We start from the raw sequence: 15369 nt of genomic DNA, 5'->3' as shown, positions 1-15369 counted from the left end.
TGGGCCGACCCGGTGTCCCGGCGACCGGCCCGCAATCAGTATGTCGGCTCGGAGTTGACCAGGGATGCCGCGGTGTTGACGATCCGTGCCTGTTCCCGCTCCCGCACCCGGTACGCCTGCGGGGTCAGCTCGTGCGCCGCGCGGAACGCCCGGCTGAAGTGCGCCTTGTCCCGGAACCCCCAGCGGGCGGCGATCAGCTGGACCGGCCGGTCCCGCAGGGCCGGGTCGGCGAGGTCGCGCCGGCACCGTTCCAGCCGTTGGTCCCGGATGTACGCGGCGACGGTCGTCTCCTCCGCCTCGAAGAGCCGGTGCAGTGACCGGACCGAGACGTGGTGCGCGTCGGCGACCTGCCGCGGGGTCAGCGTCGTCTCGCCCAGGTGCTGGTGGATGTAGGAGCGGACCTGGGTGAGCAGGGCGCGACGCCGTACCTCGGTGGGCACGGTCTCCTCGGAGACCAGGTGCCGCCCGAGCATCGTGGAGATCAGGTCGAGCCCGACGCCGGCCAGCCGACCGGCGTCCGCCGCGTGGTACTGCTCGGGTCGGGCGGTGATCTGCAGCAGGTACTGCGCCGCCAGCGCGCCGATCCCCTCGGTGCCGGACATCCGGCCGGCGAAGAGCGGGGCGAGCCGCCCCGGTGGCAACGGCAGCGCGTCGTACGGGATGAAGGCGACGACGGAGCTGGCCGCCTCCCGGCCGTGGTCGTCGCCGTAGTGGTTCACCTCGTGCGGCCGGGAGCAGTCGTAGAAGGTGAACTCGTGCGCGCCCAGCGCGCTGCGCTGCCCGTCCTGCGCGGTCAGCCCCCGGCCGGAGGTGGTCAGGGCGAGCAGGTAGTAGTCCGGGTCGGAGCGCTGCACCAGCTTGCGGGTGCGGACGCACTCCAGCGACGGGTACCGGTAGTTGATCAGGCGGATCGGGCCGAGGTCGATGAACTCGGCCCGGGCGACGAAGTCGTCCGCGTGGTCGCTGCGGATCCGCAGCGGCGCCGGCGAGTCGGCGATCATGTCCAGCCACATGCCGAACCGGTCCTTCGGCGGGACCAGCCCGGTGTCGAGGACCTGCCGGTGCAGTGTGCCGTCCATCAGCGACCCCCTTGTCCGTCGCCCTCCGGAATCGAGGACGCCCCACGGTGTCGTCGGGCGACATCCGTGGGGCGTCGAGTATCCGTCATGCCGGTGCCGGCCCCGCCGGCTGTGGCCGGGCGGCGTCAGTCGTTGAGCACGTGGGAGAGCCGGTCCCGGAAGCGGCGCTCCGAGTCGCTGACCACGTCGCCGCCGAGGCCGAGGATCCCACCGCTGGACGCGGCGGTGACCACCTGCTCGGCGATCTCCACCAGCCAGTGCCGGTAGGCCCCCGACTCGCCCTCGTCGACCTTCGCGGCGAGCAGGGCCGCGGCCTGGCCGGCCCGGACCAGCACGTCGTCGATCATCGCCTGCGGGTCGGCCGGCGCGATCACCGGCAGCTCCTCGCCGGCCTCCGGGTCGCCCACCCGGGAGACGATCTCCCCGGCGACCGCGGCCACCAGCGGGCTGGCCGACTGGCGGCCGGCGCCGATCGTCTCCAGCCCGGCGGCGTTCTCGGCCATGGTCCGCCTGGTGCCGTCGGACTCCGCCGCGCTCGCCGCGGTCAGCACCGACTGCGGGAGGCCGACCAGCAGCCCCCACTCCTCGTCGGTGAAACCGAACCCGGTGTACGCCGGCTGCTCGATCACGATCAAGCCCCTCTCGCCCTGGTCGTCGTTGTCGCCCGGCACCGGTGCGGTGCCCGGGTCAGGCTAGTCCAGCGTCAACAGGCCCTGTTCGGACACCACGCGGACCGACAGGGTCTTGTACCCCACCTCGTCGAAGAGCACCGTCATCCGGTCCTCCTCGTAGCTGAGGACCAGACCGGGACCCCATTCCGGGTGCCGGACCTGGCTGTGCACCGGGAAGGGACCGCTCGCCCCGTCGCCGGCGACGCTGGTGCCCGCGTGGCAGTTGTCGCAGTGCCCGCAGACCTCGCTCATCTGCTCACCGAAGTACGCCAGCAGCGCCTGCCCCCGGCACCCGGTGGTCTCGGCGAACGCCCGCATCATGTCGGTACGCGACCGGGTGACGGTCTGCTGGCGTTCCGCCTCGGCGAGGGCGGCCCGGCCCGACTCGGCGGGCTTCGGGGCGTACCGGGGGGCGCCCATCTTCTGCTTGGCCCGGGGCTCGGCGGCGCCCACCTGCTCCAGCAGGGAGAGGTACTGGCCGAGCTTGCGCGGGCCGAGGCCGGTCACCTCGCGCAGCTCCTTGCGGGTGCGGGCCTGCCTGCGCAGCAGCGCGGCCAGGTCCCGCAGCTCGGTCTCGTCGGGCAGGCCGCCGCTGAAGTAGCGCTGGAGGCCGACGTCCTCGGCGCGCCAGAGCAGCAGCACCCGGGCCGGTTCCCCGTCCCGCCCGGCGCGGCCGATCTCCTGGAAGTAGCTGTCCGGCGAGTCGGGCAGCGCGGTGTGCACCACCCAGGCGATGTTGGGCTTGTCGATGCCCATGCCGAACGCCGAGGTCGCCACCATGATCGGCACCTGGTCGGCGAGGAAGGCCTCGTGCAGTTCGTGGCGGGCGTTGGTCGGCATCCCACCGTGATAGAACTTCGTCGGCCAACCGGCGTCGGTGAGCCGGGCGGCCAGCTCCTCGGCGGCCCGCCGGGTCGGCACGTAGATGATGCCGGGGCGCTTGTCGTCGCGCAGCAGCGCGGTCAGCCGTCGCCAGCGGTAGTCCTCGGTGGGGCAGTGCGCCACCTCGAGGAAGAGGTTGGGCCGGTCCAGGCCGGAGACCACGATCTCCGGCTCGCGCAGCCGCAGCCGGGCGACGATGTCGTCGCGCACCGGCGGGGAGGCGGTGGCCGTCAGCGCCACCACCGGCGGCCGGCCGATGCCGTCGATGAGGTGGCCGAGCGCCAGGTAGTCCGGGCGGAAGTCGTGCCCCCAGGCCGAGATGCAGTGCGCCTCGTCGATCGCGACCAGGGCCGGCTTCAGCGACTTGACCTCGGCCATCCGGTCCGGGTTGCTGAGCGCCTCGGGGGTGATGAAGAGGAACTCCGCCCGCCCCTGGCGGATCTCCTCGATCGCCTCCGCCTGCTGGGCGGCGCTCTCGTCGGAGCTGATCCGCACGGCCCGCAGCTCGGGGCGTTGCCGCTCGTTGAGCGCCGCGATCTGGTCCTGCTGGAGGGCCAGCAGGGGAGAGATGACCACCGTCGGTCCGGGGATCAGGCTGGCCGGGATCTGATAGATCGCCGACTTGCCGGCGCCGGTGGGCAGGACCACCAGGGCGTCGCGGCGCTTCATCACCGCGCGCATCGCGGCCAGTTGGTTGGGCCGCAGCGCGGTCCAGCCGAAGAGGCTCCGCGCCGCGCGGCGCAACGTCGTCGAGTGCGTGGACAGTTTCATCGAGGGCCGGAGGTACCCGGGCCGATCAATGTCGAAACCGTTGACTGCCGTGGATCCCTCCCTCATTATGAACGCGCGCTCATGAACAAGCGTTCACAACGAGGGAGGCGCGCATGTCCACCGTGGTCAACCGGCACCAGTCCGAGGCGTGGAACGGCTACGAGGGTCGGCACTGGGCCGACCACCACGACCGCTACGACGCGGTCAACGTCGGCTTCAACGAGCCGCTGCTGGCCGCCGTCCGACCCGGCGACCGGGTCCTCGACGTGGGCTGCGGCAACGGGCAGCTCACCCGGCTCGCGGCCGGCCGCGCCGCCGGCGGGCACGCCGTCGGCGTCGACCTCTCCGCCCCGATGCTCGACCGGGCCCGGAGCTGCGCCGCCGCCGAGGGCGTGCCGAACGTCGAGTTCGTCCGGGGCGACGCCCAGGTCCACCCCTTCCCGGCCGACACCTTCGACGTGGCGCTCAGCCGGTTCGGCGTGATGTTCTTCGCCGACCCGGTGGCCGCCTTCGACAACGTCCGGCGGGCGCTGCGGCCCGGCGGCCGGCTCGCCTTCGTCTGCCTCGACGACGTGCGCCGCGGCGACCTGGGCCGGGTGCTCGCCGCCGCGCTCGCCCACCTGCCCGTCCCGCCCACCGTCGGCACCGCGGTGGCCGAGCCGCTCTCGCTGGCCGACCCGGCCGTGGTCCACCGGGTGCTCGGCGAGGCCGGTTTCGCCGGGGTCGACTGCGCGCCCGTCGAGGCGCCGCAGGTCTGGGGGCGCGACGCCGGGGACGCTGCCGGCTTCCTCGCCGACTGGGGCCCGATCCGGCACCAGCTCGACCGGGCCGACCCCGACGCCGGACCCCGGGTACGCGCGGCGATGGCGCAGGCGTTGCGCCGGCACGAGCGGCCCGACGGCGTACGGCTGCGCGGCACCGCCTGGCTGGTCACCGCGCACCGCCGGACCACCTGACCCGGCGACGGGCACCGGGCCCGCCCGCCGCCGACCCTAGGATGGCGGTGATGTCACCCAGGAGAGCGGCCGTCCTGCGCGACGGCGACCGGAGTCTGCGCGAGCACCTGATCGCCGTCGCGGAGCGGCTGATCGCGGGCCGCGGCGCGGCCGGGCTGACCGTACGCGACATCGCCCGCGAGGCGCAGGTGGCCGACGGCGTGCTCTACAACCACTTCGCCGACAAGGAGGAGCTGCTGGCGTACGCGTTGCAGGCGCACGTCCGCACGGTCTGGGCCGGGGCGGGCGGGCCGCCCCCGACGCCGGGCAGTGCCACCGTCGAGGCGAACCTGCGGGTGCACCTGACCCGGGCGCTCGCGCTGCACGCGGCGATCCTGCCGGCCTTCGCCGGCCTGCTGCACCAGCCCCGGCTCCTCGCCCGCCTCGCCGAGCTGTCCGGCCCGACCGGGCCCGGCCCGGGCACCCGTGACGAGGTGGCCGGGTACGTCCGGGCCGAGCAGGGTCTCGGCCGGATCGCGCCCGACGCGGCCGCGGACGCGGTCGCCACGCTGCTGGTCGGCGTCTGCCACGACCTGGTGCTCGGGCGGCTGCTCAATCCCGCCGCGCCGGACGAGGTGCCGGCCGGGACGATCGACGACCTCGTGCGCACGCTGCTGCGCGGGATCCTCCCGGCCGACCGCTGACCGGCGGTCAGCGCAGGCGAGGCAGCACCTCGCGCCGGTAGAGGTCGAACAGGCCCGGCCAGTTCGGGCCCGTGTTGGCCACGTAGACCTCGTCGAAGCCGGCCTTGGCGTACTTGTCGATCATCTCCAGGTGGGCGTCGACGCTGTTGCCGCAGACGAACGCCTCCTTCATCATCTCCGGTCGCACCAGCTGCGCGGCCTGCTCGAAGTGCCGGGGGGAGGGGAGCACCTGGGACAGCTCACCGGGCACCCCGGCGTTCGGCCACTTCTCGTACGCGATCCGCACGCCCTCGTCCTCGCTGTCGGCGTACGCCGCCTTGAAGCCGGCCTGGCACGGCTTGTCGCCGCCGCCGTTCTCCCGGAACCGGCGGACCATGTCGCCGTCGGGCATCGTGCTGACGTAGCCGTCACCGATCCGCGCGGCGAGGTCGATCGCCTTGGGGCCGAAGCCGGAGACGTAGACCGGCGGGGGCGTCTCGGGGAGGGTGTAGATCCGGGCGTGCTCCACCGTGTAGTGCTTGCCGTGGTGGTTGACGAAGTCGCCCTGCCACAGCTCGCGCAGCACCTCGACCGCCTCCTCCAGCATCTCCAGCCGGACGTCGGTCTGCGGCCAGGCGTCGCCGAGGATGTGCTCGTTGAGCGCCTCGCCGCTGCCCACGCCGAGCACGAAGCGACCCTCGTGCAGCACCGCGCTGGTCGCCGCCGCCTGGGCCAGCACCGCCGGGTGGATGCGGACGGTGGGGCAGGTGACCGCAGTGGTCACCGGCAGCCGGCAGACCTGGCTGAGCGCGCCGATGGTGGACCAGACGAACGGGCTCTGCCCCTGCGCGTCGACCCACGGGTGGTAGTGGTCGGAGATCCACAGTGCCTCGAAGCCGGCCTCCTCGGCGCCGCGTGCCTGGGCCAGCAGCTCCGCCGGGGTGTACTCCTCGCTGGACAGAAAGTAGCCGATCCTCATCGTTCCCCCTCGCCGCGTTCGCGCCTTCTCCGTCGCAGCGGTACCCGCCGGGCCGCCGGCCAACCCGCCACGACCGGTCTCAGCGCCGGAACATGGCCCGGATGGCGATCAGCAGGAAGAGGCCGCCGACCACCAGGCCGAGCAGGCGTACGCCGGGGATGTCGGCGGCGCTCGTGGCGTCGGCGAGCAGCGCGGGGTCCATCCGGGAACTCTCCCACGAGGGACCGGTCGATGCCAGGCGGTAACAGTAAGGTTTATTGACTATTTAGGGACGCGGTGTGACCATGGCAGCACCCGCCGGGGCGGCGGACCGTGGGGAAGACGGGGGTACGACGGCGACATGAGCGAGCGGAACACTGCATCGGACGAGCTGGCGCGACTCGCGGCGGCCGTGCTCCAGCCCGGTTTCGTCGGCACCGTCCCACCGGCCTGGGTCTGCCGGTGGCTCGGCGAGGGGCTCGGCGCGGTGGTGCTCTTCGCCCGCAACGTCGTCGACCCGGCGCAGGTCGCCGCGCTCACCGCGACGCTGCGCGCCGAACGCCCCGACGTCATCGTCGCCATCGACGAGGAGGCCGGCGACGTCACCCGGATCGAGTCCGCCCGGGGCAGCTCGCGCCCCGGCAACCTGGCCCTCGGCGCGGTCGACGACCCGGCGCTGACCGAGGAGGTGGCCCGCGACCTCGGCGCGGAACTGGCCGCCGCGGGCGTCACCCTCAACTACGCCCCCGACGCCGACGTCAACAGCAACCCGGACAACCCGGTGATCGGGGTCCGCTCCTTCGGCGCCGACCCCGCCCTGGTCGCCCGGCACACCGCCGCCTGGGTACGCGGACTCCAGGCCGGCGGCGTCGCCGCCTGCGCCAAGCACTTCCCCGGCCACGGCGACACCCACGTCGACTCCCACCACGACCTGCCCCGCATCGGCGGCGACCGGGCCCGCCTCGACGCCGTCGAGCTGGCCCCGTTCCGGGCCGCCGTCGCCGCCGGTGTGCAGGCGGTGATGACCGGCCACCTGCTGGTGCCGGCGCTGGACCCGGAGCTGCCGGCCACCCTCAGCGCGCGCATCCTCGGCGGGCTGCTCCGCGACGAGCTGGGCTTCGGCGGCGTGGTGGTCACCGACGCGGTGGAGATGCGGGCCGTCGCCGACCGGTACGGCTTCGCCGGCGCGGCGGTCCGGGCCCTCGCCGCGGGCGCGGACGCGATCTGCGTCGGCGGCGAGCGGGCCGGCGAGCAGGACGCCCGGCTGCTGCGCGACGCCATCGTGGCGGCGGTCGTCGCCGGGGAGCTGCCCGAGGAGCGGCTGGCCGAGGCGGCCAAGCGGGTCGGTCAGCTCGCCGCCTGGACCGTCGCCGCCCGGGCCGACCGGCCGGCCGGCCCGACCCCGGGCGCCGACGGCTCGACGATCGGCCTGGCCGCCGCCCGCCGCGCGGTACGGGTGGCCACCGCCCCGGCCGGCGCCGGCACCCTGCCGCTGACCGGGCCGGCGCACGTGGTGGAGTTCGCCCCGCCCCGCAACATCGCGATCGGCGAGGAGACCCCGTGGGGTCTCGCCGCGCCCCTGGCCGCCCTGCTGCCCGGCACCACCACCACCCGGTACGCCCCCGACGAGCCCCCCGCCGACGCGCTCGCCGACGCGGCCGGGCGTCCCGTCGTGCTGGTGGTCCGGGACCTGCACCGGCACGACTGGATGCGGGCCGCGGTGCGCCGCGCGCTGGCCGCCCGACCCGACGCGGTCGTGGTGGAGCTGGGCGTGCCGGAGCTGGTCACCGGTGGGGTGCACGTGGCCACCCACGGCGCGACCCGGGCCGCCACCCGCGCCGCCGCCGAACTGCTCACCGGCGTCCGCTGAGCGGCGGACCGGAGCCGGCACGGCGGCGCGCCCGCCGGCCCGGCAACGGTCAGGGCTCGCGGACGACCAGGTCGGCGTAGTCGGGGTGGCGGTCGATGAAGGCCGCCATGAAGGGGCACTTCGGCACCACCCGGCCGCCCCGCTCGCGGAGCTGGTCCAGGGTGCCCCGGATCAGCGCCGCGCCGACGCCCATGCCCTGGAACCGCTCGTCGACCTCGGTGTGCGTGAAGACCAGCACCTCACCGCGCGGCAGGTAGGCGGTGAACCCGGCCAGCGCGTCGTCGACCAGGATCTCGAAGCGGTGCTTGGCGGGGTTCTCCTCGACCAGGAAGCTCACCGGCCCATTCTCCCCGCACCGGGGGCCACCCGGTCCAGTTCGGCCAGCAACCGGTCCACCTCGTCGGTGGTGTTGTAGTGGTAGACGCTGGCCCGGACCGCGCCGCCGCGCTCCCGCAGCCCCATCGCCTGGAAGTACTCGTAGGCGTAGTAGTCGCCGCAGGAGAGGCAGAAGCCCGCCGCGCCCAGCGCCGCCGCCGTCTCCGCCGGGGAGCGGCCGGCGAGGCGGAACGACACCGTGGGGCAGCGTCGCGCGGGGGAGCCGAGGACGGTGACGTCGGGGCGCGCGGTCAGGCCGGCGAGCAGCCGGTCGAAGACCCGCTCCTCGTGGGCCCGCGCGGCGGTCAGCCCGGCCCGGACCCGGTCGGCCCGGCTCCCGGTCGCGTCCGGGTCGAGGGTGGCCAGGTGGTCCACCGCGGCGGCCACCCCGGCCAGCAGCGGGAAGCTCGGCGTGCCGTACTCGAACCGGTCCGGCACCGCGTCGGAGGAGGGGAGCAGCTTCGCCGGGCGCAGCGCCTCCCAGCGGGCCGGGTCGGCGACCATCGCGGCCAGGTGCGGGCCGGACCACTTGTAGGCGCTGGTGACCAGGAAGTCCGCCCCGATCGAGGCGAGGTCGGTGGGGCCGTGCGGCACCGAGTGCACGCCGTCGACGCAGACCAGCGCCCCGGCCGCGTGCGCGGTCTTCGCGATCGCCGCCACGTCCGGCGCGGTGCCGATGGCGTTGCTGCCGGCGGTCACCGCGACCAGCCGGGTGCGCTCGCCGACCAGGTCGGCGTACTGGTCGGCGGGCAGCTCACCGGTGGCCGGGTCGAACTCCGCCCACCGGACGGTCGCGCCGGCCGCCTCGGCGGCCTGCACCCAGGGCCGGACGTTGGCGTCGTGGTCGAGTCGGGAGACCACCACCTCGTCGCCCGGCCGCCAGCCCGCGCCGAGCGTCCGGGCCAGGGTGTACGTCAGCGCGGTCGCGCTCGGCCCGAGGACCACCCCCTCCGGCCGGGCGCCGAGCAGGTCCGCCACCGCCGACCGGGCGGCGGCCACCAGCTCCAGCGACCGCCGGCCGGGCAGGAAGGCACTGCTGCGGTTGCCGATCGCGGCGCGCATCGCGTCGCTGACCGCCTCGATCACCGGCTGGGCGGTCTGGGTGCCACCGGCACCGTCGAAGTGGACGAAGCCCTCGGTCAGGGCGGGGTACGCGGCCCGGGTGCGGGCGATGTCGAACGCCATCCCGGGAGTGTAAGGAGGGACCCCGGTCCGCGCCGGGTACGGGTGACCGGCCCGCCCCCGCCGTCCGGCCGGCTGGCGGGGTGGCCGTCGTCTCGTACCCTTGGGCGGGTGACGAACCGACGTGTCTCCCCCTCGCCGTCCGTCCTCCGCCGCGCCGCCGGTCTGCTGGCCGGCCTCACGCTCGGCGCGGCGCTGCTGGCCGGGTGCAGCTCGGAGGGCGCCTCCACCGACTGCGACCTGAACGCCTGCACGGTCACCTTCGACCGGGGCGTGAACGCCAGCGCCAGCATCCTCGGCGTCGAGGCCAAGCTGATCGGCGCCCAGGACGACCAGGTGACCGTCGAGGTCGCCGGGGAGCAGCTCTCGCTCACCATGGGGCAGCAGGCCGCCGAGGTGGGCGGCCTCCAGGTCAGCCTGGACAGCGTCACCGACCAGCAGGTGCAGATCCGGGTGGCGCGCAACGGCAACGGCTGACCGGCCCGGGCCGGCGGCGGCCGACGTTTGGAAATCTTCGCAACCGGAGATTCTGCCGCCATGTCACTCACCCGGAACGCCGGAGCCACCGCCTCGCAGGCCGCGAACAGCAGATGGCTCGAACTGTTGACCCGGGCCGGATTCATCGGCTACGGGATCGTGCACCTTCTGTTCGGCTGGCTCGCGCTGCAGATCGCCTTCGGCAAGTCCGGCGAGGAGGGCAACCAGAACGGTGCGCTGCGCACCCTGGGCGCCCAGCCGATGGGCAAGGTCCTGCTGGTCACCATCGCGGTCGGCCTCTTCGCCATGGCCATCTGGCAGGCGTTCGAGGCGGCCATCGGGCACCGCGGGCTGCGCGACAAGGACCGGCTGTTCGAGCGGGTCGCCTCGGTGGTCCGCACCCTGGTCTTCCTCTGGCTCGGCTGGACCGCGATCAAGGTCTTCCAGGAGGCCAGCTCGAACGCCGCCGACCAGCAGCAGGCGCTGTCGGAGAAGCTGATGACCTCCACCGGGGGCCGCTGGCTGGTCGGCCTGGCCGGGCTGGTGCTGGCCCTGGTCGGCATCGGCATGGTGATCTACGGGCTGAAGAAGAAGTTCGAGAAGAACCTCAAGACCGGTGAGATGAGCCCGAAGACGCACACCCTGGCCCGCCGCCTGGGTATGGCCGGCTACGCGGCCCGGGGCACCGTCTTCGCCGTCGCCGGCATCCTGATCATCGTGGCGGCGGTGAAGTACGACCCGGAGAAGGCCCGCGGTCTGGACGCCGCCCTGCGCACCATGCGGGACCAGCCCTGGGGCCCGGTGATCCTGGCGCTGATGGCGCTCGGTATCGCCGCCTTCGGGGTCTACTGCTTCCTCCAGTCCCGGTACCGCCGGGTCTGACCTGGTCGATTCCGGGACCGCCGGGCACCATGGGGCACTGCCCGCACGTGCCCGGCTGGAGGGAGAAGGACCTGTGCAGAGCTACCTCGTGACGGTCGTCGCCGCGCTCGCCGCGGCGGCGATCGCGCTGTTGCTGGTCGAGGTGGTGCACCGGGTGACCCGCCGGCTCGGGCGGCGCTCACTGCTGATGACCGAGCTCACCGAGCACTCGCACCGCCCGTTCCAGTTGGCCGGCACGGTGCTCGCCGTGCAGCTCGTCGTCCGCTTCACCACCCTGTACGCGGTGGGCAGCCCGTGGCGGCAGGCCGTCCTGCACGCCCTGGTGATCGCGCTGATCGCCGCCGCCGCCTGGCTGGTCGCCTCGCTGCTGGTGGTGATCGAGGACACCGCGCTGGCGAGGTTCCGGGTGGACGTGCCGAACAACCGGCACGCCCGGCGGGTCCGCACCCAGGTGGTGCTGCTGCGCCGGCTGACCATCGCGGTGATCGTGGTGCTCGCCGTCGGCGTGACGCTGATGACCTTCCCCGCCGTCCGGGGCATCGGGGCCGGGGTGCTGACCAGCGCCGGTGTGGTCGGTGTGGTGGCCGCCCTGGCCGCGCAGAGCCTGCTCGGCAACGTCCTGGCCGGCCTCCAGCTCGCCTTCAGCGACGCGGTACGCCTCGACGACGTGGTCGTGGTCGAGGGGGAGTGGGGCCGGATCGAGGAGCTGACCCTCAGCTACGTGGTGGTGCAGATCTGGGACGACCGCCGGCTGATCCTGCCCACCTCGTACTTCACCAGCCGGCCGTTCGAGAACTGGACCCGGACCGAGGCGGCGGTGCTGGGCACCGCCGTGTTCGACGTCGACTGGGCGCTGCCGGTGCAGGCGATGCGGGAGGAGCTGCGCCGGCTGGTGGAGTCCAGCGACCTGTGGGACGGGCGGGTGTGCGTACTCCAGGTGGTCGACGCGACCGGCGGCATGATCCAGGTGCGGGCGCTGGTCAGCGCGGCGGACGCGGGCAGCCTCTGGGACCTGCGCTGCCTGGTCCGCGAGCACCTGGTGGCCTGGGTACGCGACCACCGGCCGACCGCCATGCCCCGGGTGCGCGCCGAGGTCGGCGACGCCAGCGGCACCCTGCCCTGGCAGGCGGTGCAGCCGCGCCGGCCGGTCCGGCGGCTCTCCGACACCGACGTGCCGGACGACGCCCGGGTCTTCGGCGGCAGCGACGACGGCGACGCCCGCAGCGAGGCGTTCGTCGGGCGGGAGGACCACGCGGACTCCCGCCGCTGACCCGAGCCGTCCCGGAACCCCCGGCCGCCCCACGGCGCCGGGGGTTCCGCGCGTTCCGTCGGTCGTGGTGGCGTGACCTGGCCGGCACCGTACCCGTTGCACCTGCCGGACGGTGCCGGCGCGGGCGGGACCGCCCGTGCTGGGTGAGATCTGCCCCGGACGTGTTTGTTCCGCCCGTTCCGGGGGACCTGCTGCGCACGCCCCGGCTCCGGCCCGCGCCGGAGGCCGGGCGGGCGCGACCGGGCGGACCGGCCGCTCCGCGCAGGATTGACGGGCGGCGACTCCGGGCATACAGCGCGGTGATGATGAAAGGAGGACAGCATGGCTGACGTCGCGAGTCGCAGCACGTCCCGGACCGGGAGCGAGCCGTCCACCGCCGAGTTGGTGCAGCGGGCCACCGAGCAGGTCTCCCGCCTGGTGCGGGACGAGCTGGCGCTGGCCCGGGCGGAGCTGACCGAGAAGGGCAAGCACGCCGGGATCGGAATCGGTCTCTTCGGCGGCGGTGGGGTGATGGCCCTCTACGGCGCCGGCGCCCTGGTCGCCACGGTGATCCTGCTGCTGGCCCTGGTCATGCCGGCCTGGTTGGCCGCCCTGATCGTGGCGGTGGTGCTCTTCGTGATCGCCGGGATCCTGGCCCTGGTCGGCAAGAAGCAGGTCAGCCGTGCGGTCCCGCCGGTGCCGGAGGCGGCGGTCCGCAGCGTCCGCGCGGACGTGGACACCGTCACCGCCGCGGTGAAGGACGGGAGGCGGGCATGACGGGCAACGGAACCGGCGACCGGGAGGCGCTCCGCGAGGAGATCCGCCGTACCCGGGTGGAGCTGGGTGAGACGGTGGAGTTGTTGGCGGCCAAGGCGGACGTCAAGGCGCGGCTGAAGGACTCCGCCGAGCAGGCGAAGGAGCGGATGCGCGAGCAGGCCGCCCAGACCGTGGCCCGGATGCGCGGTCAGGCCGCGCAGAAGGCGGTCGAGGTCCGCGGGCAGGCCACCGAGAAGGCCCGGGTCGCCCGGGTCCAGGCGTACGAGACGGGTGAGGCGGTCCGGCGCAACCCGGTGCCGTGGGCGACGGTCGCGGCCGGCGCGCTGGCGACCGTGGTGGTGCTGCTGATCGTCCGGGGGAGGCGCAGGTGAGCAAGGGAATCGGCAGGGCCGCCTACAAGCCCGTCGGGGTGCTGCTCGGCCTGGCCGCCGGCACGGTCGCCGGGGCGATCTTCCGGCAGGTCTGGAAGGTCACGGCCGGCGACGGTGAGGCGCCCAGCGCCACCGACGAGGACCGTCGCTGGGGCGAGATCCTCGCCGCCGCGGCGTTGCAGGGCGCCATCTTCGCGGTCGTCCGGGCCGCCGTGGACCGGGGCGGGGCCGTTGGCGTACGCCGGATGACCGGCCACTGGCCCGACTGATCCCAGGTCGCGCGGGCCCCTTTCCCACCTCGTGGGGAAGGGGCCTTTCGCATGCTTCCCCCGGCCCGCCCAGTGGATCTCACGCATCCGTCAGGTCACATGTCGGAGAAATTCGTCCGGTACTCTGTGCAGAGTTTTCGCTACGTGGTTTGCTGTTCCACGCTGTTGCGAGACAGCGTGGGTTGAGAGAAGTCTCCTTCACCGGGGGCCGCCTCAGGCACCGCTGCTCGAAAACGGCCAATCGGCCGCACGGCGTGCTCGGCCGCCAGTTTTAGAAGGAGATACACATGGCGCAGGGAACCGTGAAGTGGTTCAACGCAGACAAGGGCTTCGGCTTCATCACCGTCGACGGCGGGGGTGCTGACGTGTTCGTCCACTTCTCGGCCATCCAGACCAGCGGCTACCGCACGCTGGAGGAGAACCAGCGGGTGGAGTTCGAGATCGCCCAGGGTCAGAAGGGTCCGCAGGCCGAGCAGGTCCGCCCCATCTGAGCAGTGCCGGTCGGCCGCGCCGGCCGGTGCGATCCGGTTTCCCGGATCGAAGCGAAGCCCCGCAACCCGTACCGGGAAGCGGGGCTTTCCGCGTCTTCGCGCTCAGGGGCGGGGCCGGCGGGCGCGCATGCCGTACCAGAGCGCGCCGATTCCGGCGAGGACCAGCAGCGGGCCGAGCACCGCCCAGATCCGCTGGTCGGTCATCACGCTGCCGCCGACATAGCCGAGCCCCTGCACCGTCCACACCGCACCGACCACCACGGCCAGCAGGCCGAGGGTGAGCGGAAGCCAGCCCCTCATCCGTTTCCCTTCCGACGACTGCCTCCAGCATGCCGGTCGGCGCGCGCCGGGTGGGGCACCGCACCGGACCGGACCGGCGTCACCACCGGTCGTGCACCTGCGGGCGGATCAGCTCGTCGTAGGTGGCCCGGACAGCGGCCAGCTCCGTGTCGCTCAGCGGCGCCAGACCGGCCGCGGCGGCGTTGCGTCGGGCCTGCTCGGCGTCCCGGGCGCCGGGGATGACCACGGTGACGCCGGGCTGGTCGAGGATCCAGCGGAGCGCGAACTGGGCCATCGTCCGGTCGTCGCCGACCAGCGGGGCGAGCCGGCGCACGGCGGTCAGCCCGAGGTCGTAGTCCACTCCGGAGAAGGTCTCCCCGACGTCGAAGGACTCGCCGTGCCGGTTGAAGGTGCGGTGGTCGTCGGCGGGGAAGGTGGTGTGCTCGTCGTACCGGCCGGAGAGCAGGCCGCTGGCCAGGGGCACCCGGGCGATGATGCCCACCCCGGCGGCCGCGGCGGCGGGCAGCACCCGCTCCAGCGGCTTGTGCCGGACCGCGTTGAGGATGATCTGCACGCTGGCCACGCCGGGCCGGGCGATGGCGGTGAGCGCCTGGTCGCAGGTCTCCACGCTGACCCCGTACCCGGCGATCCGCTTCTCGGCGACCAGGGTGTCCAGGGCGTCGAAGACCCGGTCGTCGGCGAAGACCGCGGTGGGCGGGCAGTGCAGCTGGACCAGGTCGAGGGTGTCGACGCCGAGGTTGGCCCGGGACCGATCGGTCCAGGCCCGGAAGTTGTCCAGGTGGTATTCCTCGGGTCGCTGCTCGACCCGGCGGCCCATCTTGGTGGCCACGGTCAGCCCGTGCCCGGGGTGCTCCCGCAGGAACCGGCCGATCAGCTGCTCGCTGCGGCCGTCGCCGTAGACGTCGGCGGTGTCGAGGAAGGTGACCCCGGCCTCCACGGCGGCGGCCAGGACCGCCATCGCCGCGTCCTCGCTGACCTGACCCCAGTCGGCGCCGAGTTGCCAGGCGCCGAGTCCGACGATGCCGACGTGCCGGCCGAGCCGGTCGAAGCTGCGCTGTTCCATCCCACCGAGCCTAGTGAGGTCCTTGCCGGTCCGCTCGGCGGGCCGTAGGGTCGCAACAAGACGGACGTACGGTTTGGGAGGCTG

The 15369-nt window shown here is 73.9% G+C and carries 19 protein-coding genes; 10 read left to right on the top strand and 9 right to left on the bottom strand.

Features of this window, described 5'->3' with window-relative positions; genetic code table 11:
• Positions 1–35: 35 nt before the first annotated feature.
• From ABUL08_RS13520 to ABUL08_RS13510, 3 genes are all read right to left on the bottom strand, one after another.
• Positions 36–1079, bottom strand: coding sequence for an AraC-like ligand-binding domain-containing protein (locus tag ABUL08_RS13520; protein WP_350938009.1), 1044 nt, complete (start codon positions 1077–1079; stop codon positions 36–38).
• A gap of 125 nt (positions 1080–1204) precedes the next feature.
• Positions 1205–1708, bottom strand: a complete 504-nt coding sequence (locus ABUL08_RS13515) for a hypothetical protein (RefSeq protein WP_350938008.1) — start codon at positions 1706–1708, stop codon at positions 1205–1207.
• A 63-nt stretch (positions 1709–1771) separates the two neighbouring features.
• Positions 1772–3403 carry a RecQ family ATP-dependent DNA helicase gene (locus tag ABUL08_RS13510; protein ID WP_350938006.1) on the bottom strand — a complete coding sequence of 544 codons (1632 nt, stop codon included), beginning with the start codon at positions 3401–3403 and terminating at the stop codon, positions 1772–1774.
• A 113-nt stretch (positions 3404–3516) separates the two neighbouring features.
• Between ABUL08_RS13510 and ABUL08_RS13505 the strand changes: the two genes are divergently transcribed.
• Positions 3517–4359: a class I SAM-dependent methyltransferase gene (locus tag ABUL08_RS13505; RefSeq protein WP_350938004.1), complete on the top strand. Its 843-nt coding sequence runs from the start codon at positions 3517–3519 to the stop codon at positions 4357–4359.
• Between the two features lie 50 nt (positions 4360–4409).
• On the top strand, positions 4410–5042 hold the full coding sequence (locus ABUL08_RS13500) for a TetR/AcrR family transcriptional regulator (RefSeq protein WP_350938002.1): 633 nt from the start codon (positions 4410–4412) through the stop codon (positions 5040–5042).
• A 7-nt stretch (positions 5043–5049) separates the two neighbouring features.
• Here ABUL08_RS13500 and ABUL08_RS13495 read toward each other — a convergent pair whose 3' ends face one another.
• Positions 5050–6000 (bottom strand): TIGR03557 family F420-dependent LLM class oxidoreductase, encoded by a 951-nt coding sequence (locus tag ABUL08_RS13495; protein WP_350937999.1) that lies wholly within the window; start codon positions 5998–6000, stop codon positions 5050–5052.
• A 79-nt stretch (positions 6001–6079) separates the two neighbouring features.
• On the bottom strand, positions 6080–6202 hold the full coding sequence (locus ABUL08_RS13490; protein ID WP_278187586.1) for a hypothetical protein: 123 nt from the start codon (positions 6200–6202) through the stop codon (positions 6080–6082).
• 138 nt (positions 6203–6340) lie between these two features.
• Between ABUL08_RS13490 and ABUL08_RS13485 the strand changes: the two genes are divergently transcribed.
• Positions 6341–7849 carry a glycoside hydrolase family 3 protein gene (locus ABUL08_RS13485; RefSeq protein ID WP_350937997.1) on the top strand — a complete coding sequence of 503 codons (1509 nt, stop codon included), beginning with the start codon at positions 6341–6343 and terminating at the stop codon, positions 7847–7849.
• A gap of 49 nt (positions 7850–7898) precedes the next feature.
• Here ABUL08_RS13485 and ABUL08_RS13480 read toward each other — a convergent pair whose 3' ends face one another.
• Positions 7899–8186, bottom strand: a complete 288-nt coding sequence (locus ABUL08_RS13480; protein WP_350937995.1) for a GNAT family N-acetyltransferase — start codon at positions 8184–8186, stop codon at positions 7899–7901.
• A complete protein-coding gene (locus tag ABUL08_RS13475; protein ID WP_350937993.1) occupies positions 8183–9409 on the bottom strand; it encodes a cysteine desulfurase-like protein in 1227 nt (408 codons plus the stop codon). The genes ABUL08_RS13480 and ABUL08_RS13475 overlap by 4 nt, the downstream gene beginning before the upstream one ends.
• A gap of 108 nt (positions 9410–9517) precedes the next feature.
• On the opposite strand from ABUL08_RS13475, the gene ABUL08_RS13470 reads away from it, so the two are divergent.
• From ABUL08_RS13470 to ABUL08_RS13440, 7 genes are all read left to right on the top strand, one after another.
• Complete coding sequence (locus ABUL08_RS13470; protein WP_350937991.1) at positions 9518–9883, top strand: hypothetical protein; 366 nt, start codon at positions 9518–9520, stop codon at positions 9881–9883.
• Between the two features lie 60 nt (positions 9884–9943).
• On the top strand, positions 9944–10765 hold the full coding sequence (locus ABUL08_RS13465) for a DUF1206 domain-containing protein (protein ID WP_350937989.1): 822 nt from the start codon (positions 9944–9946) through the stop codon (positions 10763–10765).
• Between the two features lie 73 nt (positions 10766–10838).
• The gene (locus tag ABUL08_RS13460; protein WP_350937987.1) at positions 10839–12035 is read left to right on the top strand and encodes a mechanosensitive ion channel family protein; all 1197 of its coding nucleotides are present in this window, start codon (positions 10839–10841) and stop codon (positions 12033–12035) included.
• A 321-nt stretch (positions 12036–12356) separates the two neighbouring features.
• Entirely contained in the window at positions 12357–12791 is a 435-nt protein-coding gene (locus ABUL08_RS13455) for a phage holin family protein (protein ID WP_350937985.1), read from the top strand.
• Entirely contained in the window at positions 12788–13162 is a 375-nt protein-coding gene (locus ABUL08_RS13450) for a DUF3618 domain-containing protein (RefSeq protein WP_350937983.1), read from the top strand. Before ABUL08_RS13455 ends, ABUL08_RS13450 begins: the two co-directional genes overlap by 4 nt.
• Entirely contained in the window at positions 13159–13431 is a 273-nt protein-coding gene (locus tag ABUL08_RS13445; protein ID WP_350937981.1) for a DUF4235 domain-containing protein, read from the top strand. Before ABUL08_RS13450 ends, ABUL08_RS13445 begins: the two co-directional genes overlap by 4 nt.
• 287 nt (positions 13432–13718) lie before the next feature.
• Positions 13719–13922, top strand: coding sequence for a cold-shock protein (locus ABUL08_RS13440; RefSeq protein ID WP_007075740.1), 204 nt, complete (start codon positions 13719–13721; stop codon positions 13920–13922).
• Between the two features lie 102 nt (positions 13923–14024).
• Here the strand turns inward: ABUL08_RS13440 and ABUL08_RS13435 are convergent, their stop codons facing one another.
• Both ABUL08_RS13435 and ABUL08_RS13430 read right to left on the bottom strand, forming a co-directional pair.
• On the bottom strand, positions 14025–14222 hold the full coding sequence (locus ABUL08_RS13435) for a hypothetical protein (RefSeq protein WP_350937979.1): 198 nt from the start codon (positions 14220–14222) through the stop codon (positions 14025–14027).
• A 79-nt stretch (positions 14223–14301) separates the two neighbouring features.
• The gene (locus ABUL08_RS13430) at positions 14302–15285 is read right to left on the bottom strand and encodes an aldo/keto reductase (protein WP_350937977.1); all 984 of its coding nucleotides are present in this window, start codon (positions 15283–15285) and stop codon (positions 14302–14304) included.
• Between the last annotated feature and the right edge of the window lie 84 nt (positions 15286–15369).

This window comes from Micromonospora sp. CCTCC AA 2012012 (assembly GCF_040499845.1).
In the GTDB taxonomy this organism is placed as follows: Bacteria; Actinomycetota; Actinomycetes; order Mycobacteriales; family Micromonosporaceae; genus Micromonospora; species Micromonospora mangrovi.
The sequence above is the reverse complement of the archived record's forward strand: the minus strand, read 5'-3'. Positions and strand labels throughout refer to the sequence as shown.